Annotated in this window: 18 protein-coding genes and 1 tRNA gene; 2 read left to right on the forward strand and 17 right to left on the reverse strand. The window is 70.0% G+C overall.

Translation table 11 applies throughout. From position 1 onward, the window contains the following. Positions 1–41: 41 nt before the first annotated feature. The 15 genes from D457_RS0101870 to D457_RS0101940 all read right to left on the reverse strand — a co-directional run bounded on the left by D457_RS0101870 (position 42) and on the right by D457_RS0101940 (position 19,360). Positions 42–1,139: a cytochrome P450 family protein gene (locus tag D457_RS0101870; RefSeq protein ID WP_026116234.1), complete on the reverse strand. Its 1,098-nt coding sequence runs from the start codon at positions 1,137–1,139 to the stop codon at positions 42–44. Then, complete coding sequence (locus D457_RS0101875) at positions 1,136–2,479, reverse strand: cytochrome P450 family protein (RefSeq protein ID WP_017578942.1); 1,344 nt, start codon at positions 2,477–2,479, stop codon at positions 1,136–1,138. The genes D457_RS0101870 and D457_RS0101875 overlap by 4 nt, the downstream gene beginning before the upstream one ends. Positions 2,480–2,578: 99 nt before the next feature. Further along, positions 2,579–3,676 carry a cytochrome P450 family protein gene (locus D457_RS0101880; protein ID WP_017578943.1) on the reverse strand — a complete coding sequence of 366 codons (1,098 nt, stop codon included), beginning with the start codon at positions 3,674–3,676 and terminating at the stop codon, positions 2,579–2,581. Then, positions 3,673–4,959: a cytochrome P450 family protein gene (locus tag D457_RS0101885; RefSeq protein WP_026116236.1), complete on the reverse strand. Its 1,287-nt coding sequence runs from the start codon at positions 4,957–4,959 to the stop codon at positions 3,673–3,675. The genes D457_RS0101880 and D457_RS0101885 overlap by 4 nt, the downstream gene beginning before the upstream one ends. Before the next feature lie 267 nt (positions 4,960–5,226). Beyond that, the gene (locus D457_RS0101890; RefSeq protein ID WP_017578945.1) at positions 5,227–7,515 is read right to left on the reverse strand and encodes a heavy metal translocating P-type ATPase; all 2,289 of its coding nucleotides are present in this window, start codon (positions 7,513–7,515) and stop codon (positions 5,227–5,229) included. 17 nt (positions 7,516–7,532) lie between these two features. Then, entirely contained in the window at positions 7,533–7,736 is a 204-nt protein-coding gene (locus tag D457_RS0101895; RefSeq protein WP_017578946.1) for a hypothetical protein, read from the reverse strand. A 1-nt stretch (position 7,737) separates the two neighbouring features. Continuing rightward, a complete protein-coding gene (locus D457_RS0101900) occupies positions 7,738–7,947 on the reverse strand; it encodes a heavy-metal-associated domain-containing protein (RefSeq protein ID WP_017578947.1) in 210 nt (69 codons plus the stop codon). 395 nt (positions 7,948–8,342) lie between these two features. Then, a complete protein-coding gene (locus tag D457_RS0101905; RefSeq protein WP_017578948.1) occupies positions 8,343–8,942 on the reverse strand; it encodes a GNAT family N-acetyltransferase in 600 nt (199 codons plus the stop codon). A 272-nt stretch (positions 8,943–9,214) separates the two neighbouring features. After that, positions 9,215–10,714: an alanine/glycine:cation symporter family protein gene (locus D457_RS0101910; protein ID WP_017578949.1), complete on the reverse strand. Its 1,500-nt coding sequence runs from the start codon at positions 10,712–10,714 to the stop codon at positions 9,215–9,217. Positions 10,715–10,842: 128 nt separating this feature from the next. Beyond that, entirely contained in the window at positions 10,843–11,130 is a 288-nt protein-coding gene (locus tag D457_RS0101915; protein ID WP_017578950.1) for a GNAT family N-acetyltransferase, read from the reverse strand. A gap of 162 nt (positions 11,131–11,292) precedes the next feature. Further along, the gene (locus tag D457_RS0101920) at positions 11,293–12,231 is read right to left on the reverse strand and encodes a DUF5996 family protein (RefSeq protein WP_017578951.1); all 939 of its coding nucleotides are present in this window, start codon (positions 12,229–12,231) and stop codon (positions 11,293–11,295) included. Positions 12,232–12,284: 53 nt separating this feature from the next. Further along, positions 12,285–13,046 (reverse strand): respiratory nitrate reductase subunit gamma, encoded by a 762-nt coding sequence (narI, locus tag D457_RS0101925; protein WP_039830863.1) that lies wholly within the window; start codon positions 13,044–13,046, stop codon positions 12,285–12,287. Next, entirely contained in the window at positions 13,043–13,852 is an 810-nt protein-coding gene (narJ, locus tag D457_RS0101930) for a nitrate reductase molybdenum cofactor assembly chaperone (RefSeq protein WP_083926641.1), read from the reverse strand. Before narJ ends, narI begins: the two co-directional genes overlap by 4 nt. Positions 13,853–13,862: 10 nt before the next feature. Next, a complete protein-coding gene (gene narH / locus D457_RS0101935) occupies positions 13,863–15,662 on the reverse strand; it encodes a nitrate reductase subunit beta (RefSeq protein WP_017578954.1) in 1,800 nt (599 codons plus the stop codon). Further along, positions 15,662–19,360, reverse strand: coding sequence for a nitrate reductase subunit alpha (locus D457_RS0101940; protein WP_026116237.1), 3,699 nt, complete (start codon positions 19,358–19,360; stop codon positions 15,662–15,664). Before D457_RS0101940 ends, narH begins: the two co-directional genes overlap by 1 nt. 162 nt (positions 19,361–19,522) lie before the next feature. On the opposite strand from D457_RS0101940, the gene D457_RS0101945 reads away from it, so the two are divergent. Then, positions 19,523–20,716 (forward strand): MFS transporter, encoded by a 1,194-nt coding sequence (locus tag D457_RS0101945; RefSeq protein WP_017578956.1) that lies wholly within the window; start codon positions 19,523–19,525, stop codon positions 20,714–20,716. An 84-nt stretch (positions 20,717–20,800) separates the two neighbouring features. Here D457_RS0101945 and D457_RS0101950 read toward each other — a convergent pair whose 3' ends face one another. Both D457_RS0101950 and D457_RS0101955 read right to left on the reverse strand, forming a co-directional pair. Then, complete coding sequence (locus D457_RS0101950; protein WP_017578957.1) at positions 20,801–21,532, reverse strand: rRNA methyltransferase; 732 nt, start codon at positions 21,530–21,532, stop codon at positions 20,801–20,803. 68 nt (positions 21,533–21,600) lie between these two features. Then, a tRNA-Asp gene (locus tag D457_RS0101955) sits at positions 21,601–21,675 on the reverse strand. A gap of 99 nt (positions 21,676–21,774) precedes the next feature. On the opposite strand from D457_RS0101955, the gene D457_RS0101960 reads away from it, so the two are divergent. Continuing rightward, on the forward strand, positions 21,775–22,182 hold the full coding sequence (locus tag D457_RS0101960) for an RNA-binding S4 domain-containing protein (protein ID WP_017578958.1): 408 nt from the start codon (positions 21,775–21,777) through the stop codon (positions 22,180–22,182). Positions 22,183–22,206 lie beyond the last annotated feature (24 nt).

Below are 22,206 nucleotides of genomic sequence, written 5' to 3' on the forward strand. Positions count from 1 at the left end.
CACCGAAGTGACCCGTGACGGGACCCGCCAATCCGGGCGTGTCAGACCCCCGCCGCCAGCCGGACCGGAAGGGCTTCGACTCCGACCGCGACGAAGGAGGGCTGCGGCTGCGGCTCCCCCGCGAGCTCCAGCCCCGGGTAGCGGGCGAACAACCGCGGCAGCGCCTCCCCCACCTCCATCCTGGCCAGGCTCGCCCCCAGACAGAAGTGACGGCCGCGCGCGAAGCCCAGGTGTGCGGTGTCCTCCCGGGTGAGGTCGAACACTGCGGCGGTAGGCCCGTGGCGTGCCTCGTCCCGCCCGGCGGCGACATAGGCCAGCAGGAGGGCCTCACCCGCGGGGATCCGCGCCCCCGAAAGCTCGACCTCCTCGGCGGTGTAGCGCAGCGGCATGAATCCGGCGGGGCCGTCCCAGCGCAGCACCTCCTCGACCGCGCGCGACCACTCCGCTTTGCCCGAGGTGAGCAGATCGAGCTGGTCCCGGTGGGTGGCCAGGGCGCGCACCGCGTTGGTCAGCAGGTTCATGGTGGTCTCGAAGCCCGCGCCCAGGAGCAGCACCAGGGTCCACAACAGCTCCTGCTCGCTGAGCCGGTCCTCCCGATCCCGGGCGGCGATCAGGGCGGAGGTCAGGTCGTCCCCGGGCCGGGCCCGCCTGGCCGCCACCAGCTCGGTGAGCACGCCCTCCATGGCCCCGTAGGCCGCCATGGTCTCCTCGGGGCTGACACTCTGGTCGAAGGTGATGCCGACCAGGCGACCCAGCTCCGGACGGACGCCCTCGTCGACCCCGAACAGTTCGCTGATCACCGCGACCGAGAGCGGCTCGGCCAGGCCCGCCTTGATGTCGACCGTGCCGTCAGCGCTCTCGGCCGCGGCCCGCCCCAGGTCGTCCAGGAGCGACTCCACAAGGTCGACCACTCCCCCGCGCATATCCTCGACCCGGCGCGGGGTGAACGCCTTGGACACCAGCCCGCGCAGCCGGGTGTGATCCCCGCCGTCGCTGGACATCATGTTCTGGCTGATCACCCAGGAGATGAGCGGCCACTCCATCGGGATCCGCCCCTCCCGCCAGGCCCGCCAGTGCCGCTTGTCCTTGCGCACACCCGGGTGGGTGAGAGCTTCGGAGACCGCCGCGTGGGTGGTCACGACCCACGCGTCCACCTCGCCAGGAAGCTCGACAGGGACGACCGGCCCCTGTTCCCTGAACCGGGCCGCTTGGGCGTGGAGGTTTCCCGGGAGGAGTCGCTGGGTGGGCAAGGTGTTCCTTCCGCTGCGGCCAGGGGCCGGTTGGGGGGTGGGGTCGGGGTGAAGTACACCGGAAGGTCGACCGGCACCCAGAAGAGGGTGGTCAGCCGCCAGCGCATTCGGTCGTTGGGGACGGCCCCGCGCAGGTCGGGCAGCCGGGAGAACAGGGTGCGCAGGGCGATGGCGGCGATCGTGGTCGCTTCATCCCGGACCGGGCACCGGTGGTCCCCCACTCCCCAGGCGACGTGGGCCCGGTTGGCGGTGTCCAGGAGCTGCTCCGCGTTCTCCTCCAGGTAAAAGCGATTGGCGGCGGCGAAGGCGAGCAGCACCGGCGAGCCCGCCTCGATCACCCCGCCGCCTTCCAAGGAGACATCCACCCTGGGGTAGATGACGGGATAGTTGGTGATCGGCGGGTCCCGCCACAGGACCTGGTCGATCACTTCGGACAGGTACGCCCGGGTGGGCACGCCGTTGACCGAGGGGTCCTCCAGGAGCGCCCGGACACCCGTGCCGATGAGGTGGGCGACCGGTTCGTTGGCGGTGCCCACCGCAAGGAGGAGCTGCATGATCACCTCCTCGTCGCTGAGCGCCGAGCGGTGCTGGATCAGGCGGGTCGTGACGTCGTCGGCGGGCTGGCGGTGCTTGGCTGAGAGGACCTCGGACAGGACCCGTTCCGACTCGGCGTCCGCCTTCTCCACGTCCACCCCGGACCAGAGGTCGCGCATCGCCGAGACGAACCGGTTCCCTTGCTCCTCGTCGAAGCCGAAGAGGTCGTTCATGACCAGCAGCGGCAGGGCCCGCGCGTACTCGTTGAGGGCGTCGGCAGCACCTTTCTCGCAGAAGGTGTCGATGAGGCCGTTGGCGTGCTGCTCCGTGATGCGGGTGAGCTGCTCGACGCCCACCGGGTGGAAGGCGTCGGTGATCGCCTTCCGGTAGCGGGTGTGTTCGGCGCCGTCGGTGAACAACGCGTTCGTTCTGGGGGCCATCATCGGGAGCAGAGCGGAGTCAGGCGGGACCCGCCCCTCCCGGAAGTCCTTCCACAGGCGGGCGTCGTGCCCGAAGGCGATCGTGTCGCGGCACCACGTGATCAGTGTGGTGTAGTCGGTGACCATCCATCCGTGGACGCCCGGTTCGAGTTCGACCGGGATGACCGGGCCGTGGTCGGCGCGCATCCGGGCGTACACGGCGTAGGGGTCGGGGTGGGGTTCGTCGTGATGGAGTCGGGCTCGGGGGCATCCCATAACAGGGGGACCTCGGGTGGGGGGTAGGGGGTTTTCAAGGGGGAGCGGCCCTCCCGGGCGGTGGTGTCCGTCCGGGAGGGCCCGAGCGTGGGCGGGGCGTCAGCGCAGGCGGACCGGGAGGGCCTCGACGCCGTTGGAGATGATCGACGGCGCCGGGACCAGCTCCTCGTCGGCCACCGCCACCTCCAGCTTGGGGAAGCGCTCGAACAGGCGCGGCAGGACCTCGTTCATCTCCATGCGGGCCAGGCTCGCCCCCAGGCAGTAGTGCCGCCCGTGGGAGAAGGCCAGGTGCGAGCTGTCCTCGCGGGTGATGTCGAACTCCTCGGCGGTGGGACCGTAGTGCGCCTCGTCCCGGCTGGCGGAGCCGTAGCCCAGCAGGAGCGGCTCACCCTTGGGGATGGGAACCCCCGCCAGCTCCATGTCCTCGGTCGTGTAGCGCATGGGCACGTACTGGCCGGGCGGGTCCCAGCGCAGCACCTCCTCGATGGCCTTGGACCACTCCACCTTGCCCTCCATGACCAGCTCCAGCTGGTCGCGGTGGTGGGTGAGCGCGCGCACGGCGTTGGAGATGAGGTTCATCGTGGTCTCGTAACCGGCGCTGATGAACAGCACCAGGTTCCAGATGAGCTCGTCCTCGGTGAGCTTGTCCTCCTCGTCACGGGCCGCGATGAGGGCGGTGGTGAGGTCGTCGCCGGGCTCGGCGCGCTTGGCCGCCACCAGCTCGGTGAGCACGCCCCACAGCTCGAAGAAGGTCGCCATCGCCTGCTCGGGCGTGATGCTCTGGTCGAAGAAGACGCCAACCGGGCCGTGCAGCTTGGGCCGGGTCTCCTCGTCCACCCCGAACAGGTCGCTGATCACGGTGAGCGGCAGCGGCTGGGAGACGATGGCGCGCAGGTCCACGACCCCGTCCTCGCTGGCCTCGGCCGCCCGCTCCAGGTCGTCCAGGAGCGACTCGACGATGGCGACGACGCTCCCGCGCAGCAGCTCGACGCGGCGCGGCGTGAACGCCTTGGAGACCAGACGGCGCAGCCTGCTGTGGTCCTCGCCGTCCCTGGACAGCATGTTCTCGTTGATGATCCAGGAGATCAGCGGCCAGTCCGCCGGGATCTCACCGTTGTTGAAGGCCGTCCAGTACTTCTTGTTCTTCTGGATGCGCGGGTCGGCCAGGGCCTGGGTGACGGCCTCGTGGGTGGTCACGACCCACGCATCAACCTCACCAGGAAGTTCGACAGGGACGACAGGGGCGACTTTCCTGAGGTGGGTGCTCTGTGCGCGGAGGTTTCCGGGTGCGAGTCGGACGCGGTCCAAGGGGTTCCTTCCACCGGGGTGGGGGTCAAAGGGCTCTGTGGGGAGAACTGCACGGGAAGGGTCACGGGGATCCAGGACAGGGCGGACAGGTGCCAGCGGAGGTCCTCCGGCGGCACCGCCACCCGGAGCCCGGGAAGGCGTTCGAGGAGGGTACGCAGCGCGACGATGGTCATCGTGGTGGCCTCCTCCCGCGCCGGGCACCGGTGCGGACCGGCGCCCCAGGCCACGTGGGCCCGGTTGCGCGACTCCGCCAGCTGCTCCGCGTTCTCCTCCAGGAAGAAGCGGTTGGACGCGGCGAAGCCGAGCAGGATGGGCGAACCCGCCTCGATGGTGCGGCCGCCGCCCAGCGGCACGTCCACGCGGGGGTAGAGGACGGGGTAGTTGGTGATCGGCGGGTCCTGCCACAGGACCCGGTCGACGATGTCGGCGAGCGCCGTCGGGGAGGGCGCCCGGCCCTCCCCGACGTTCGGGTCGGCCAGCACCTCCCGCACGCCCGCGTTGATGAGGTTGGCGGTCGGCTCGTTGGCGGCGGCGACCACCAGCAGGAGCTGCATGATCACCTCCTCGTCCGACAACGCGGCGCGGTGCTGGATCAGCCGGGTGGTGACGTCGTCGCCGGGCTCGCGGTGCTTGGCGGTGACCACCTCGGACAGGGCCCGCTCGGCCTCGGCGTTGGACTTCTCCGCGTCGACGCCGAGCCACAGGTTGCGCATGGCCTCGACGAAGCGCACCCCCTGACCGCGGTCGAAGCCGAACAGCTCGTTGATGACGAGCAGCGGGAGCATGCGGGCGTACTCGTTGAGGACGTCGGCCTGGCCCCGCTCGCAGAACTCGTCGATGAGACCGTTCGCGTAGCGCTCGGTGACCTCGGTGAGCCGGTCGGAGCCGACCGCACCGAGGCTGTCGGTGATCGCCCTGCGGTAGCGCTGGTGCTCGGCGCCGTCGACGAAGAGCGCGTTGGCCCGGGGCGCCATCATGGGTAGGACGGCGGCGTCGGCGTCGATACGGCCCTCCCGGAAGTCCTTCCACAGGCGCGCGTCGTGCCCGAACGTGGTGGTGTCCCGCGACCAAGAGATGAGGGTGGTGTAGTCGGTGACCAGCCAGCCGTTCACCCCGGGCTCGAGCTCCACCGGGATCACCGGGCCGTGTTCGGCGCGCATCCGCGCGTACACGTCATAGGGATCCGCTTGGGGTTCGTCGTGGTGCAGCTTGGCGCGGGGGCATCCAGATGTCACGAGGGCCTCGGGGGTTCGGGGTACGGGCTGCGGGGTCGTCCTCATGGCTGTTCCCGGCGCGCGGGCACCGGTGGGGTACGGGTACGGGCACGAAACACGGACGGACCGCATGATTCGACACGAAACCCCACGGGGATGGGGTTCCGCGCAAACCCTAGCGGTCCGTCCGCACCAAAGGCGAGACCTAGATCACTCTGCGTGGCGTCATGTGATGATCTGGCCGGTTCCGGTCAGCGGCCGGAAGCGGCGCAGCCGCTGGCTGTTGCTCACCACGAAGACGCTCGACAGGGCCATCGCCGCACCGGCCAGCATCGGGTTCAGCAGGCCCATCGCGGCCAGCGGCAGGGCAGCGGTGTTGTAGGCGAAGGCCCAGAACAGGTTGCCCTTGATGGTGCCGAGCGTGCGCCGGGACAGCCGGACCGCGTCGGCGGCCGCCCGCAGGTCACCACGGACCAGGGTCAGGTCGCTGGCCTCGATGGCCACGTCGGTGCCGGTGCCCATGGACAGCCCCAGGTCGGCCTGGGCGAGCGCCGCGGCGTCGTTGACCCCGTCGCCGACCATCGCCACCGTGCGGCCCTCGGACTGCAGCCGGGTGACCACGTCGACCTTCTCCTTGGGCAGGACCTCGGCGATGACCTTCTCGATGCCCACCTCCGCGGCGACCGCACGGGCCACCGCCTCGTTGTCACCGGTCAGCAGGATCGGGGTCAGCCCCAGGTCGCGGAACTGGCGCACCGCCTCGGCGCTGGTCGGTTTGACCGTGTCGGCCACCACGAGCACCCCGCGGGCCCGGCCGTCCCAGCCCACCGCGACGGCGGTGGAACCCTCGGACGCGGCCGACTCCATAGCCCGGACCAGTTCCTCGGGGAGTTCCTGCGACCACTCCGCCAGCAGCGCGGCCCGGCCCACCAGCACGGCATGGCCCTCCACGACGCCCTGGACGCCCCGGCCCTCGATGTTGGCGAAGTCCTCCGGTACCGGCAGGTCACCGACCCGCACCGCGGCCCCCGTCGCGACGGCGCGGGCGATGGGGTGCTCGGAGGCGTTCTCCAGGGCGCCCGCCAGCCGCAGGACCTGTTCAGTGTCCTCGCCCCCGGCAGCGGTGACGCCGGTCAGCGCCATCTTGCCGGTGGTGACGGTGCCGGTCTTGTCCAGCACGACGGTGTCCACGCGCCGGGTGCTCTCCAGCACCTCGGGGCCCTTGATCAGGATGCCGAGCTGGGCGCCGCGCCCGGTGCCCACCATCAGGGCCATCGGGGTGGCCAGGCCCAGGGCGCAGGGGCAGGCGATGATCAGCACGGCCACGGCGGCGGTGAAGGCCACCCCGACCGGGTCGCCGGTGCCGAGCCAGAAGCCCAGGGCGCCGACCGCGATCATGATGGCGACCGGGACGAACACCCCGGAGACCCGGTCGGCCAGCCGCTGCACGGCGGCCTTGCCGTTCTGCGCGTCCTCGACCAGGCGCGCCATCTGCGCGAGCTGGGTGTCCGAACCCACCCGGGAGGCGCGCACGACCAGACGACCTCCCGCGTTGACGGTGGCGCCGACCACGGCGGAGCCGGGCGCGACCTCGACCGGCACGGACTCGCCGGTGAGCATGCTCATGTCGACGGCGGAGGTGCCCTCCTCGACGGTGCCATCGGTGGCGATCTTCTCCCCCGGGCGGACCACGAAGCGGTCGCCGACCGCCAATCGGTCCACCGGGACCAGTTCCTCACGGGCGGCGGGCCCTTCGCCCCGCAGCACGGTGACCTCCTTGGCGCCCATCTCCAGCAGCGCACGCAGGGCGGCCCCGGCACGGCGCTTGGAGCGCGCCTCGAAGAACTTGCCGAGCAGGATGAAGGAGGTGACGCCCGCCGCGACCTCCAGGTAGATGTTGGCCGAGCCGTCGGTGCGGGCGATGGTGAACTCGAAGGGGTGGGTCATGCCCGGGGTCCCGGCGGTGCCGAGGAAGAGGGCGTAGAGGGACCACAGGAAGGCCGAGGTGACACCCAGGGAGACGAGGGTGTCCATGGTGGCGGTGCCGAGCTTGAGGTTCTTCCACGCGGCGACGTGGAAGGGCAGCGCACCCCAGACCACGACCGGCGCGGCCAGGGCGAGGGAGGCCCACTGCCAGTAGGTGAACTGCAGGGCCGGGACCATCGCCATCGCGATGACCGGCGCGGACAGCAGCATGGAGACCAGCGCGCGGTTCCACAGCGCCTGGGTGGGGTCGGCCGGGTCGGCCGCCTCGGGGTCGGTCTCCGGCTCGGCGCGGGGCACCGTGGCGGTGTAGCCCGCCTTCTCCACCTGGGCGACCAGGTCCTCGACCGGGGCCGCCGGGCCGTCGAAGGTGACCCGGGCCTTCTCGGTCGCGAAGTTGACGGTGGCGGTGACCCCGTCCATCTTGTTGAGGCGTTTTTCCACCCGGTTGGCACAGGCCGCGCAGGTCATCCCGCCGATGGCCAGTTCCACCGGCTCCACCGCGGCGGACGCCGTCTTGCTGCTACTCATATGCCGCTCCAGGGTGGCTAGTGCTGGTCGCCGTCGGCGCCGTCGTGGTCGTCGGCATCGTCGTGGTCCTGTTCGTCCGGTCCCGGAAGCTCGACGCTCTCCGTGTGCCCATCGGGCCGGTCCGGCAGAACGGGGCCGACCAGGTTGCCGACCCCGAACGCCGCGACGAACACGACCACGAGACCCACGGCGTAGAGCGCGAGTTTCGTGGTCACCCCCATGTCAGCTCGCCACCTCGTACCCGGCCTCGTCGATCGCCGCGCGCACGGCCGAGTCGTCGATCCGGCCCTCACCGGTGACGGTGACCTTCTTGCTCTCCAAGTCGACCTTCACGTCGGTGACACCGTTGACCCCGCTAACCTCCTCGGTGACCGAGTTGACGCAGTGCCCGCAGCTCATGCCCTCGACGGTGTAGACGGCGGTGCTGGCCATTCCTGCCTCCTGGTGCGTACTTCCGCGCTGACTCGCGGACTTGTCTCCAACGGGGCTCAATATACCCCCCTGGGGTATCTATATGTCAAACCGCCGCGACGCTCCGCTCCGGAACGCGCTCGCCACGCTACCCCAGGGGGGTACCAAGGGGGAGCAAAACCCCCGCCAGAACAGGACAGCACCGCCCGCCACGGTGCTCCGGACACAGCGGCCGGACACAACGACCGGGACCCACGCGCCGCGACGCGGGACCTCTTGGATCATCGGGCACCCCGGGCCCACCGCCACGGCGACACACCACGGGAACTGGGGAAAGACCGGAGGGGTATACCCTCCCCCCGTTTGGGGACCGCTCCCACGGGAGGGACAGGGAGCGGCGGAAAATCAACGGGGGATTACTCGGTCTTGAGCTCCAACCGGGCCACCACCCGCTCACTCAGGTGGTGCCCCTCCAGCGTGAACCCGGCCCGGCGGAACATCTCCACCGTCCCGGTGTAGACCTCGGCGCTGGGCGCACGGCCGCCCGCCGTGTCCACGGGATAGGCCTCCAGGACCCGGGCCCCGCCCGCACGCGCGTACTCGATCGCACCTTCCAACAGGCGACTGCCCACCCCGCGCCTACGCCTGCGCGGCGGCAGCCAGAAGCACACCAGGGACCACACCCCGGGCTCGTTGGGATCGGCCGGCCGCAGCGTCCGCGAGCGGGACAGGCGGATGAAGTCCTCCCGCGGTGCCACGGACACCCACCCACAGGGGCCGTCCTCGTCGTAGGCGAGCAATCCCGGCACGCGCCCGTCCAGGGTCAGTCGACGCAGCTCCTCCTTGTTGTCCAGACCGCGCGTGGAACGATCGCACGAGATACTCGCCGTGTGGTCCTTGGCGCGTCTGCGGAAGAACGTGCACCAGCAGTGCCCGTACGCTCCGGTCGGTCCGAACAGGTTCTCCAGGTCATACCACCGCTCGGCGGTGGCGGGCTCGATTGAGACGATGGACATCGGACTCCCTCGCGAGGCACAACTCTGGCCGCCACAACTGTGATGCAGCACACTAGCGATGATCCGCGGTGACCGAAAGAACACAGATGCCTGAAAGCTCCTACTGTTAGGGATTTGTGTGCTTTTTCGGGTGAACCAAATGCTGTCGGAGCCGTCGGGGCACCCGGATGGGACGGTCCGGGCACCCGGACAGCAGCGCGGGGCGCGCCCGGACCGGACGCGCCCCACACCCTGCACCTGTTACTTCTTCTTGCTTCTTCGGAGGACCTCGGTCAGGAGGAGACCCGGCCCTTCTCCTTCGACTCGGCCTCCTCCCGGGGCTCCCAGCACTCCACCCCGCGCAGATCCGGCATCCGGTCCCGGGTGAACACCGGGTCGATGCCCTGGCGCCGCTGCTCGTTGTAGTCCTTGAGCAGGCGGAAGGCGATTACCGCGAGCGGTGTGATCGCCACCAGGTTGACCAGGGCCATCAGCCCCATGGTGGTGTCCGCGAGGGTCCAGACCAGGTCGATCGAGCCCAGGGCGCCGAGGAAGGTCGCCGTCAGGAACAGGATCTTGTACACGAACATGGCCTTCGCGCTGCCGGTCAGGTACTCCAGGTTGGACTCGCCGTAGTAGTAGTTGCCGAGCACCGACGTGAACGCGACCAGGACGATGATCAGAGTCATCAGGTGCAGCGCCCACGGACCCATGACGGCGGTCATCGCGTGCTGCGTCAGGTCGGGCTCACGGGTACCGTCCAGCGTGCCCTGGTAGCCGAGCAGGATGACGAACGCGGTGATCGAGCAGATGACCAGGGTGTCGAAGTACACGCCCAGGCTCTGCACCAGCCCCTGCTTGACCGGGTGGCTGACCGAGGCGCTGGCCGCAGCGACCGGGGCCGATCCGAGGCCCGCCTCGTTGGAGAACATGCCCCGGCGCACGCCCTGGATGATCACCATCGCCAGACCGGCGGCGGCGAACTCACGGATGCCGAACGCGTGCTGGATGATCAGCGCGAACATGCCCGGGATCTGGTCGTAGTTCACGACCATGACGAACAGGCCCAGCAGGACGTAGACCAGCGCGAAGGACGGGATGAGCGCCTGGGCGGTGTTGGCGATCCGTCGGACGCCGCCGAAGATCACCAGTGCCGTGACCACGACCAGGGCAAGGCCGACCACGACCGGGAGCACCCAGTCCGGGGTCGCGGCGACCTGGTCGACCGAGTTGCCGACCGCACCGACGATGGTGTTGCTCTGCACCGCGTTGAAGACCATCGCGAAGGTCGCGAGGATGGTGATCGAGAACAGGACGCCGGCCCAGCGGGCGCCAAGGCCCCGCTCCATGTAATAGGAGGGGCCGCCCCGGTACCCCGTCTTGTCCCGCACCTTGTAGAGCTGGGCGAGGGTCGACTCGATGAAACTGGCCGCGCCGACGATCAGCGCCATCGCCCACATCCAGAAGACCGCGCCGGGTCCGCCGAGGGAGATCGCCACGGCGACGCCGATGATGTTTCCCGTGCCGATGCGTGCGGCCGCGGAGATCATGAAGGCCTGGATGGAGGAGACCGCCCTCTTCCCGTCCGGAGCGATCTCGGGTTTGCTCCCCAGGACCCGGAACATCTCGGGGATCATCCGGAACTGGACGCCGCCCGAGCCGATGGTGAAGTACAGGCTGACCAGTACGAGCAGGGGGATCAGGATCCAGGCCCAGAAGATCTCATTGTTGAAGAAGGCGATGGCGTCGGTGATCCGAGCATCGAGTGTGGGGGCTGCGTCAGCGACTGACAAGGGGTGGGGCTCCTTTGCTCCATGGAAAAGACAACCGACAACCCATGCCCACATAGTGGGACAAAACACTTTTCAGGCGCACAACGTGGCCGGATGGTGATGTTCCCGTTAGGCCTCCGCCGCCGGCCTCAGCCCGCGTGGACCAGGTCCGCGTAGTCCGGATTGCGCTCCAGAAAGGCCTGGGCGAACGGGCAGATCGGCACGACCTTCAGACCGCGCTCCCGGATCTGGTCCAGGGACTGGCGCATGAGCTCACTGGCCACGCCCTTGCCCTCGAAGGAGGACTCCACCTCCACGTGCGGAAGGGCCAGAACCCCCTCGGCGATCAGGTGGTAGGCGGAGAAACCGACCACCGTCCCGTCCGCACTCACCTCGTACCGCGACCGCTCCGGAACATCGACGACGGACAACTCCATTGCCACTCCCCCGCTTCGTGCGTGTCACACGCACGTGTTGTGCGCGTGGTGGGCCCCACAGGATGTCATGTTCCCGCTCAGGCCCCCCGCGCACACCCGGGTTCGCACAGCCCCGGGTCCACCCGCCCCGGAACGCGTGGGGCCGAGGCGGTGCGTTCCCCGTCAGCGGCCCGACTGGTGGGGGTCGGTAACCCCGCCCGGACAGGCCAGGGCGTCGATGTCCCAGCCGAGCTCACCCGCCCCGGCCCGGTAGGCGCTCTCGAAGAACGCCAGGACCGCCGCCCGCGGATCCTGCTGCTTGCGCGCGTCGGCGTACCGCAGCAGCGCCAGGTGTCCGTGGCCGCTGGGCACCCACTCCGCGGCCGCCGGACTGAGCGGCTGCTCCGTGAGCCTCTCCGGTTCCGGCGCGGCGTAAGCGTAGAAGCAGGGTTCGGGGATGGTGTCGTCACCGAACCAGAACCCGAAGCTGACCGCCTCGCGTGAGTAGGCCTCGCGCACCAGACCGCCCGCCGCCTCCGGCTGGTCGACCGGGTGCGACGAGAAGCGGGTGAGGGCGAGGTCGAACGTGTGCCAGAAGTGGTGCACCGGGCTGGTCTTGCCGGAGAAACCGGCCGCGAACTCCTCCAGCACCAGGTTCACCTGACTCAGCACCTGCCAGTACCTGGTGGCGTGCTCGGACACGTAGGTGGCGTGCTCCCGGTCGTCCACGAAAGGACGGTCGGCGTCCGACAGGTCGAAGGGGTTGGCCACAGGGATGCTGCCGTCCACCCCCAGACTGTCCAGCGCCGACTGGAACTGGAGGTAGAACGAAGAGACGCTGTGCCCCTGGAGTGGGAAGCACACCGTGTGCCCCTCCAGGTTGGACGCGACCAGCTGGTGCCGGACGAAGTCGAAGTCCACCGTGAAGACCGGGTTGCCGTCCACCAACCCCATCGGACGGGAGGTGATCCCGCTGCCGGTCAGGTGGAAGGGCACGTTCCACCAGTGGTTGCGGCGCGGGCTGTGGGCCAGCCGGACCTTGCCGACGATCTGCTCGAAACGGTGGACGGTCTGTTTGGTGTCGTACCACTCGTCGAGCGGAAACGCTGGGAACAACTCCATGGCGATGGTTCTCCTTGTGGGCTCTCGCGGCGGTCGGGGCCGAACCGGCCGGGTCACCAGCCCCGGCGCGCGGCCCGCTGCGACTGCCCTGCGGCGGCCGGGTGCGAGTCACGCGTGCGGTAGACGACGTAGGGACGAAACAGGTAGCCGATCGGTGCGCTGAAGGCGTGCACGAGCCGGGTGAACGGCAGCAGGGCGAACAGCGCCAGGCCCACGAGCACGTGCAGTCTGTAGGGAGCCTCCGCCGCGGCCATCGCGGTGATGTCGGGCTGCAGGATCCAGATGGACCGGAACCACGGCGACACCGTCTCCCGGTAGTCACCGGTGTGCCCACCCGCGAGCTCCACACCCGCGAAGTAGACGGTCATTCCCAGACCGGTCACGATCGCCAACACCAGGACCAGGTACATCAGCTTGTCGTTGCGGGTGGTGGCGCTGAACACCGGACCGGTGGTGCGCCTGCGCCAGATCAGCAGGGCGATCCCGGTCAGCGTGCACACCCCCGCCACGATCCCCATCGACAGCGCCGACACGTGGTAGAACGTGTCGGAGACCCCCAGCGCCCGTGTCCAGGTGTCGGGGATCAGCAGGCCCACCACGTGGCCGACGATCACCACCAGCAGACCGAAGTGGAAGAGCGGGCTGCCGATCCGCAGCAGCCGGGACTCGTACAGCTCCGAGGAGCGGGTGGTCCAGCCGAACCGGTCGTAGCGGTAGCGCCACACCAGCCCGCCCACCACGAGCACCAGCACCACGTAGGGCAGTACGCCCCACAGCAGAAGGTCCACGGGCCCGTAGCCTCCCGCCCCGGTCAACGCGGCCTCCCGGTGATGTCGGTCAGCGGCAGCGGGACCCGCGGCCGCGCGCCGTAGGGCTCCATGCCCACGTCCTCCGCGGGCGGCCCCTCCTGGGCCAGGCGGCGCACCCGCTCCTCGTCCGCGCGGCGGGGCGCCGGCAGGGTGTACCGGACCGCGTCGACGACCCGCGCGTAGGGCGTACCGTGCTCCCCCAGGGAGCGGGACAGCAGGTCCAGCCCCGGACGGAAGTTCACCAGCAGCTCCTGCCCGGCCTCAGCGTCGCCCCGGGCGGCGAACTCCAGCATGACCGCCAGGTGGTCGGGCAGCTCGCGGGCGGACACCCGCCACCCGGCCTCGGCGTAGACCCGTTTGACCTCGGCCAGCGCGTGGCCGCGGCGACGGGTGTCGCCGTCGGTGTAGTAGGTCATGTGCAGCGCCCGGCGGCGGCGCAGGTCGAACACCTCCACGTAGTGCTCGGCCAGGGCCAGCTCGGGCGTGGTGGAGGCGTGCTCGCAGAACTCCAGCAGGTCGGTTCGGGCCTGGCTCCTGGGCAGTTCCGCGGCGGCGCGCGCGGCCAGCGGCAGCCTCTCGAAGAAGACCTCGTCCGGGTAGCCGAGCAGGACCGAGGACGCCTGGTGGATCACCGCCCTGGTGTGGGCCCGGCGCGCGGCCCGGCCCGCGCCGAGCCATCCGGCGCCGCTCCGGGTGTCCGGGTTCCTGGCGTCCGGGTTCCGGTCGTCCTGGCTCGGGATCGCCGGGTGCCCGGCGGCCGGTTCGCGAGCGCCCTCGTTCAGGCCGTCTCCGATGCCGTTGGTGGTGCTCATGTTCGACCCCCTAGCGCGGTCCGGGGGCATCGCCCCGGTCTCCGCCGTTGTCGGTACCGCCACCCCGTCGGGGTGGGAAGAGCCCTCGGGGACGTCCGTTGCCGTCCCAGTTCAGAAGGTTGACGCGGCCCCGGGTGGATGTCTTTCCGTGGGCCGCGCCGTCACCGGCCGCGCCCTCACTTGTCTGGCGGTCGCGAAGGGCGTGGAAGGTCTCCACGGAGGCCGCGTCCGGGCGCCCGGAGGCCTCGCCGAAGGGGACGTCGCCCATCCCGCCCATGCCGGGTCCACCGTCGAAGTCGAGACTGCACCCGACCTCCTCGATGACCCCCTTGTCGGCCTCGTCCACCCCGAAGGCGGTGGGCACGACGTAGCGTTCGTCGTACTTGGCCAGGGCCAGCAGCCGGTACATGTCCTCGATCTCGGTGCCGGTCATCCCGACCGCTTCGGCGATGGACTCGTCCCGGTCCTGCCCGAGGTTGATGCGGCGCATGTAGGAGCGCATGGCGGCCAACCGCCGCAGCACCAGGTCCACCGGTGCGGTGTCCCCGGCCGTGAACAGCTCGGCCAGGTACTCGATCGGGATGCGCAGGGCGTCGATGGCGCCGAAGAGGTTGCCTGCCTCCTCGCCGTCGTAGCCGGTCCGGGTGAGCGTGTCCACCACCGGCGACAGCGGGGGGACGTACCAGACCATCGGCATCGTGCGGTACTCCGGGTGCAGCGGCAGGGCCACCCGGAAGCGCTTGGCCAGGGCGTAGACGGGTGAGCGCTCGGCCGAGTCCACCCAGCGGTCGGGGATGCCGTCGCGGCGGGCGGCAGCCCGCACGGACGGGTCCGAGGGGTCGAGGAAGACGTCCAGCTGGGCCTCGTAGAGGTCCTGCTCGTCCTCGACCGACGCCGCCTCACCGACCCGGTCGGCGTCGTAGAGGATGACCCCGAGGTAGCGCAGGCGCCCCACACAGGTCTCGGAACAGATGGTGGGCATGCCCACCTCCACGCGCGGGTAGCAGAAGGTGCACTTCTCCGCCTTGCCCGTCTTGTGGTTGAAGTAGATCTTCTTGTACGGGCAGCCCGTGACGCACATGCGCCAGCCCCGGCAGCGGTCCTGGTCCACGAGCACGATGCCGTCCTCGACCCGCTTGTAGAGCGCCCCGCTCGGGCAGGCCGCCACACAGGTCGGGTTGAGACAGTGCTCGCAGATACGCGGCAGGTAGAACATGAAGGTCTCCTCGAAGGAGAGCTTCACCTTGTCGCCGAGCCTGCGCACGATCGGGTCCTGCGCGGCGAGCTCGGGGCCGCCGCCCAGGTCGTCGTCCCAGTTGGCGCTCCACTTCACCTGCATCGGCTTACCCGTGAGCACCGAACGCGGACTGGCCACGGGGAAGTCGTCGCCCAGGGGCGCGTTGGTCAGGGTGTCGTAGTCGTAGGTCCAGGGTTCGTAGTAGTCCTGGATGGAGGGCATCACCGGGTTGGCGAAGATCGTCGCCAGCCGTTTGATCCGGCCGCCCGCGCGCGGCACCAGCTTCCCGTTCGGTCGGCGGACCCAGCCGCCCTTCCACTTCTCCTGGTCCTGGTAGGTGCGCGGGTACCCCTGGCCAGGCCGTGTCTCGACGTTGTTGAACCACGCGTACTCGACCCCGCCGCGGTTGGTCCACGCCTGCTTGCAAGTGACCGAGCAGGTGTGGCAGCCGATGCACTTGTCGAGGTTCATCACCATGGCGACCTGCGCCATGACCCGGCCGACCGGCCGGTCCCCCGAGCCCGTGCCCTCCTTTGAGCGCGTCCCCTTCCCGGGCTGGTTCGGCTCCGTCATCAGTACCGGACCTCCGTCGTCCGCTTGCGCACGACCGTGACCTCGTCGCGCTGGTTGCCGGTCGGGCCGAGGTAGTTGAAGGCGTACGTGAACTGCGCGTAGCCGCCGATGAGGTGCGTCGGCTTGACCATCAGTCGGGTGAGGGAGTTGTGGATACCGCCCCGGCGGCCGGTGGTCTCGGTCTTGGGCACGTCGATGGTGCGTTCCTGGGCGTGGTGCATGTACACCGTCCCGGTCGGCATCCGGTGCGAGACCACCAGGCGGGCCGCCACGACGCCGTTGCGGTTGACCGCCTCCACCCAGTCGTTGTCGGCCGCCCCGATCGCCTCGGCGTCGGCCACGCTCATCCAGATCGTGGGGCCGCCCCGGGACAGGGTCTGCATGAGCAGGTTGTCCTGGTACTCGGAGTGGATGGACCACTTGGAGTGCGGGGTCAGGTAGCGCACGACCACCTCGCGCTGCCCGGTCGGGCCGATCCGCGGCTCACCGAACAGGCGGCTCATGTCCAGCGGCGGCCGGTACACCGGCAGAGCCTCGCCGAACTCGTGCATCCAGTCGTGGTCCACGTAGAAGTGCTGGCGGCCGGTGAGCGTGTGCCAGGGCTTGTCGTGCTCGATGTTGATGGTGAAGGGCGAGTAGCGGTGGTCCGCGGCCTCCTTGCCGGACCACTCCGGGCTGGTGCCCACCGGGGTCGGCCCGCGCTTGGCGTCGTCGAAGAACACCCGGCGCTCGGCCGAGTGGTTGATGAGCTCGTCCATGTCGGTGCCGGTGCGCGCGGCCAGGCGCTCGAAACCCTGCGCGGCCAGGCGACCGTTGCTGGTGCCCGACAGCGCGAGGATCATCTCGCAGGCCTTGACGTCGGTGTCCAGGGACGGCCGGCCGTCCGCGACCCCGCCGCGCACGGTGCCGTTGCGCTGGCGCAGCCACTCGATCTCCTCGTCCGGGGTGAAGGACACGCCCTTGACCGGGAGCCCTCTGCCCTCGGCGAGCGGGCCGAGCGCCGCGAGTTTCTGGGCCACCGCCGAGTAGTTGCGGCGCACAGCGACGATGCCCGGCATGGTCCTGCCCGGGACCGGGCGCTCGCCCTCCGCCTTCCAGTCCGGCGGCACCCCGTGCGGCTGGGCGAGCTCCCCGGCCGTGTCGTGCTGGTGCGGTACCGCGACCAGGTCGGTGACCTCGCCGAGGTGGTCGGCGGCCAGTTCGCTGAACACCTTCGCCAGGGCGTGGAAGGTGTCGAAGTCGGTGCGGGTCTCCCACGGCGGGTCGATGGCCGGGTTGAAGGCGTGCACGAACGGGTGCATGTCCGTGGTGGACAGGTCGTGCTTCTCGTACCAGGTGGCGGCGGGCAGCACGAGGTCGGACAGCAGAGTGGAGCTGGTCATCCGGAAGTCCAGGGTGAGCAGCAGGTCGAGCTTGCCCTCCGGGATCTCCTCCCGCCAGGTCACGTCCTCGGGCCGGTCGTCCGGGCCGGCCGGCTCCGACTGGAGGTTGGAGTGGGTGCCCAGCAGGTGCTTGAGGAAGTACTCGTTGCCTTTGGCGGAGGAGCCGAACAGGTTGGAGCGCCACAAGGTAAGGGTCCGGGGCCAGTTGGCCGGGTCGTCCGGGTCCTCGGCGGCGAAGCGAAGCGTGCCCTCGTGCAACTGGTCGGCGACGTACTCGGCGGGGTCCCGGCCGAGTTCGGCGGCCTCCTTGCCGAGCTGGACCGGGTTGCGGTTAAAGGTCGGGAAGGACGGCATCCAGCCCATCCGGGCCGAGGCCGCCACCAGGTCGGCGGTGTGCTGCCCCCGCACCTTCCCGGGGCCGAGCGGTGACATCAGGGCGTCGGCCCGGTAGGTGTCGTAGCGCCACTGGTCGGTGTGCGTGTACCAGTAGGAGGTCCCGGCCATGAAGCGCGGCGGGCGCGCCCAGTCCATCCCCGAGGCGTAGGCAGCCCAGCCGGTGGCCGTGCGGCACTTCTCCTGGCCCACGTAGTGCGCCCAGCCACCGCCGTTGACGCCCTGGCAGCCGGTGAGCAGCAGCAGGGCTAGAAAGGAGCGGTAGGCGTTCTCGCCGTGGAACCACTGGTTGGTCCCCGCGCCCAGGACGATCATCGCCCGGCCCCCGCTGGCCTCGGCGGTGTCGGCGAACTCCCGGGCGATGCGCACCGCGCGGTCGGCCGGGACGGAGGTCAGGGTCTCCTGCCAGGCCGGGGTGTAGGCGGCGTCCGGGTCGTCGTAACCGGCGGGCCACGCCCCGGGCAGGCCGGGGCGGGACACCCCGTACTGGGCCAGGATGAGGTCGAACACGGTGGTGACCAGGCGCCCGCCGACCCTGCGGACCGGGACGCCGCGGGTGTCGACCTCGGCCGCGCCGCTGGGGGTGTCGAAGCGGGGCAGCGCGACTTCCGCGGCCTCCGCGCCCTCGGCGTAGAAGGTGAGTTCGGGGACGCGGCCCTCCAGGTCGAGGTTCCACTTCCCCTCGCCCGCCTCGCCCCAGCGGTGCCCGATGGTGCCGTTCGGGGCGACGGGGGCGTCCTCCCCCTCCGGCCAGAACACGGGTTTCCACTGCGCATTCTCAACACCAGGATTCGCACTGTCGGTGTTGTCCGGCAGGTCCGAGGCCATGAGGAACTTGCCGGGCACCAGGCGACCGTCCCGCTTCTCCAGGGCCACCAGGAAGGGGAGGTCGGTGTAGGAGCGCACGTACTCGGCGAAGCGGGGGGTGAGACTGTCGACGAAGCGTTCCCTGAGGATCACGTGTCCCATGGCCATCGCCAGGGCACCGTCCGTGCCCGGGTGCGGGGCCAGCCACTCGTCGGCGAACTTGGCGGCGTCGTTGTAGTCCGGGGCGACCACCACGACCTTCTGCCCCCGGTACCGGGCCTCGGCCATCCAGTGGGCGTCCGGGGTACGGGTCACCGGGACGTTGGAGCCCCACAGCACCAGGTAGGCGGCATCCCACCAGTCACCGGACTCGGGGACGTCGGTCTGGTCGCCGAACACCTGCGGGGAGGCCACCGGCAGGTCCGCGTACCAGTCGTAGAACGACAGCATCGAGCCGCCGAGCAGGTTTACGAACCGGGCGCCCACGCCGTGGGAGACCATCGACATCGCGGGGATCGGCGAGAACCCGGCGATCCGGTCGGGCCCGTACTTCTTGATCGTCAGCACGTGCGCGGCGGCCGCGATCTCCAGGGCCTCCTCCCAGGTGGTGCGGACCAGCCCGCCCTTGCCCCGCGCCCGCTGGTAGCGGCGGCGCTTGGCGGGGTCGGTGGTGATCTCCTCCCACGCCAGGACCGGATCGCCCAGCCGTTCGCGCGCCTCCCGGTACATCTGGACCAGGACACCGCGCGCGTACGGATATCTCACCCGGGTCGGTGAATAGGTGTACCAGGAGAAAGCGGCGCCGCGCGGACAACCGCGCGGTTCGTACTCAGGGCGGTCCGGACCCACCGACGGATAATCGGTGGCCTGAGTTTCCCAGGTGATGATTCCGTCTTTGACATAAACATCCCAGGAACAGGATCCCGTGCAGTTCACGCCGTGCGTGGAACGGACCACCCGGTCATGGCTCCAGCGGTCCCGGTAGAACACATCTCCCTCGCGTCCACCATGTCTGACCTGTGCACGGTCCCCATCGAGGGGTTCCGAGCGGGTCAGGTAATTCCCCAAACGGAGGAGACTTTCACCCGCTCCCCCGTTTTTACTCTGTGCCGCCATCAGGAAAACACCCCGTTTGCCCGCCCCTTGCCCGCGACGCTGGAAAGCACGTCCGGCCCCGGCCACATTCCGTTAATAAATATGCCTGCTCCGGCACGGATGTCACGTTTCCCACACCGCATAGGGCGACAATCGCGGCAGACCGACAGAGAAGGAGCCGAAATGCGTGCGGAAGTGGGCGAGCGGACAACCCGCTCGGGGACCGCGGGCGGCAACCTCGCCCTCGCGACGGCGGCGTTCGCGCTGACCTTCTGGGCCTGGAACCTGATCGGCCCGCTGTCACGGAGCTATAGCGAGGACCTAGGCCTGACCCCGACCCAGACATCGATCCTCGTGGCGTTCCCCGTGCTGGTGGGCTCGCTCGGACGCATCCCGGTGGGCACCCTGACCGACCGCTACGGCGGCCGGGTGATGTTCACGGTCATCTGCCTCCTCAGCATCGTCCCGACCTTCCTGGTCGGGGTCTCCGCGTCCTCGTACGGAATGCTGCTGCTCTGGGGTTTCTTCCTCGGGATCGCGGGCACCTCGTTCGCGATCGGCATCCCCTTCGTCAACGCCTGGTACCAGGCCAACCGGCGCGGGTTCGCCACGGGCGTCTTCGGTGCGGGCATGGGCGGCACCGCGCTCTCGGCCTTCCTGACCCCGCGCCTGGTCGAGGCCATGGGCCTGTTCGCCACCCACCTGCTGATGTGCGTGGCGCTGGCCGCGATGGGCGCCGTCATGTGGTTCTTCGCCCGCAACTCGCCCACGTGGAAGCCGCAGACCGAACCGGCCCTGCCCCGCATACGCGAGGCGCTCAAGCTCAAGGCGACCTGGCAGGCGTCCGCGCTGTACGCGCTGGTCTTCGGTGGTTTCGTGGCCTTCTCCACCTACCTGCCGACCCTGCTGACCACCGCCTACGACTTCGCGCAGACCGACGCCGGCATGCGCACCGCCGGGTTCGCGGTCGCGGCGGTAGTCGCCCGGCCGATCGGCGGCATCCTGTCGGACCGGATCGGACCGGTGAAGGTCTGCCTGATCTCGTTCTTCGGCACGTGCGCCTTCGCCTTCGTCCTGGCGCTGCACCCGCCCGCGGAGTTCCCGGCGGGGCTGTCCTTCGTGCTGATCGCGCTCTCCCTGGGCCTGGGCACCGGAGCGGTGTTCGCCCTGGTCGCCAAGCTCGTGGACCCGTCCCGCGTGGGTACGGTCACCGGCCTGGTGGGCGCCGCGGGCGGCCTGGGCGGCTACTTCCCGCCGCTGCTCATGGGAATGGTCTACCAGGCCACGGGCGACTACACCCTGGGCTTCGTCCTCCTGGCCGTGGTCGCGCTGATCGTGGCCCTGTACACCACCCGCGCCTTCCGCAACGTCAGCTAGCGGCGGGAGAGGGAAGTGCCGGAAAAGTTGTCCACACCCTGTGGACAGAGCACGCCCTCAGGATCCAGGAAGGCGGGGAGACGGTCACAGCGCCGCGGCGAGCTCCCGGGCACGGACGAGGGCGGCCGAGCGGTTGCCGATCTTCACCCGCTCTAGCGCCCGGACCCCCTCCGGCAACGGGATCCGGCGGGTCCGCGCCGTCACGACGACCACCGCGTGCGGGGGCAGGACGCGGCCCATGGCGGCGAGCAGCCCACGGATCGGGTCGCCCTCCGGGACCCCGCCCTCCCAGTGGGTCATCTCGCCGTAGGGGACGTCGGTGATCACGAGGTCGGCGTCGACCGGTTCGGTCAGCCCGAAGACGTCGGCCACCGCGGACTCGTGCGGGAGGTCACCGCCCATGGCCGCCAGCCCTGCGGCCAGGTCGCGGGCGGACTCGGCCCGTTCCACGAACGCCACCCGGCCGAAGTCCAGCGCCGAGCGGCGCAGCTCCCGCTCCCGCTCGGCCAGCCCTTCGGCCGTCAGCAGCTCCAGGTTGCGTGCGGCGATGCCCACTGCGTCCTCGTCCACGTCCGTGGCACGTACGTGAGTGAGCCGGTCACGGTGGAGCAGGCCCAGGACGGCTACTAGGTACCCGCTGCCGCAGCAGGGGTCCCACAGGCGCACCTGAGCGCCTTCCACATGCACCATCGCCCGCTGGAGGAGCTCGCTGGCCAGTCTCACGGGGAACCCCGGGTATCCGGGCGCGGACCGCAACACCTGTCCGCTGGCCAACGCCGAGTGGTCCGTACGCTCGGTGGCGTAGCGGTAGCTCACAACCGTCCCTCTCGTTTCCCCGACAACGCCGAAGGCCCGGTGTCTGGGACACCGGGCCTTCGATGATGCGGTCCTGACGGGATTTGAACCCGCGGCCTCCACCTTGACAGGGTGGCGAGCACTCCTAACTGCTCCACAGGACCTCGTTGCGTTCACAACTCTAGCGCGACTTTGGAGTACTTCGCACCCCCGCCGAAATAGAGTGGCTCACAACGCACCCGAAACCACGAGAGGACCCCTGCGTGAGCGACTCGTCCGCCCCTCTTCCCTCCGGCCCGGACTCCACGCGGGTCGACCGTTGGCTGTGGGCGGTACGCCTCACCAAGACCCGTTCCGACGCCGCCCAGGCTTGCCGTGGCGGGCATGTGCGGGTCAACGACCGCCCCGCTAAACCGGCCATGGCGGTCAAGGTCGGCGACCAGGTCAGGGTCCGTCTGCACGGCATCACCCGCATCATCGATGTGACCCACGTCATCGTGAAAAGGGTCGGCGCACCGATCGCCGCCCGCTGCTACACGGACCGCACCCCGGCACAGCCGCCGCAGGCCAACGGGCCGGTGATCCGCCGGGACCGCGGCGCGGGCCGCCCCACCAAACGGGACCGCCGCCAGCTCGACAAGCTCCGCACGGACTTCCTGCCCCCGGCCTGATCCCGCGCCCGGCGCATCCCCCAC

Source organism: Nocardiopsis valliformis DSM 45023, from assembly GCF_000340985.1.
Classification (GTDB): Bacteria; Actinomycetota; Actinomycetes; order Streptosporangiales; family Streptosporangiaceae; genus Nocardiopsis; species Nocardiopsis exhalans.

What these genes read in the sequence shown, in the direction of transcription:
- D457_RS0101875 (WP_017578942.1), bottom strand. Translation starts at nt 2,479, where the DNA reads ATGGGATGCCCCCGAGCCCGACTCCATCACGACGAACCCCACCCCGAC.
- narJ (WP_083926641.1), bottom strand. Translation starts at nt 13,852, where the DNA reads ATGAGCACCACCAACGGCATCGGAGACGGCCTGAACGAGGGCGCTCGC.
- D457_RS0101890 (WP_017578945.1), bottom strand. Translation starts at nt 7,515, where the DNA reads ATGAGTAGCAGCAAGACGGCGTCCGCCGCGGTGGAGCCGGTGGAACTG.
- D457_RS0101915 (WP_017578950.1), bottom strand. Translation starts at nt 11,130, where the DNA reads ATGGAGTTGTCCGTCGTCGATGTTCCGGAGCGGTCGCGGTACGAGGTG.
- narH (WP_017578954.1), bottom strand. Translation starts at nt 15,662, where the DNA reads ATGACGGAGCCGAACCAGCCCGGGAAGGGGACGCGCTCAAAGGAGGGC.
- D457_RS0101900 (WP_017578947.1), bottom strand. Translation starts at nt 7,947, where the DNA reads ATGGCCAGCACCGCCGTCTACACCGTCGAGGGCATGAGCTGCGGGCAC.
- D457_RS0101945 (WP_017578956.1), top strand. Translation starts at nt 19,523, where the DNA reads ATGCGTGCGGAAGTGGGCGAGCGGACAACCCGCTCGGGGACCGCGGGC.
- D457_RS0101905 (WP_017578948.1), bottom strand. Translation starts at nt 8,942, where the DNA reads ATGTCCATCGTCTCAATCGAGCCCGCCACCGCCGAGCGGTGGTATGAC.
- D457_RS0101940 (WP_026116237.1), bottom strand. Translation starts at nt 19,360, where the DNA reads ATGGCGGCACAGAGTAAAAACGGGGGAGCGGGTGAAAGTCTCCTCCGT.
- D457_RS0101895 (WP_017578946.1), bottom strand. Translation starts at nt 7,736, where the DNA reads ATGGGGGTGACCACGAAACTCGCGCTCTACGCCGTGGGTCTCGTGGTC.
- D457_RS0101920 (WP_017578951.1), bottom strand. Translation starts at nt 12,231, where the DNA reads ATGGAGTTGTTCCCAGCGTTTCCGCTCGACGAGTGGTACGACACCAAA.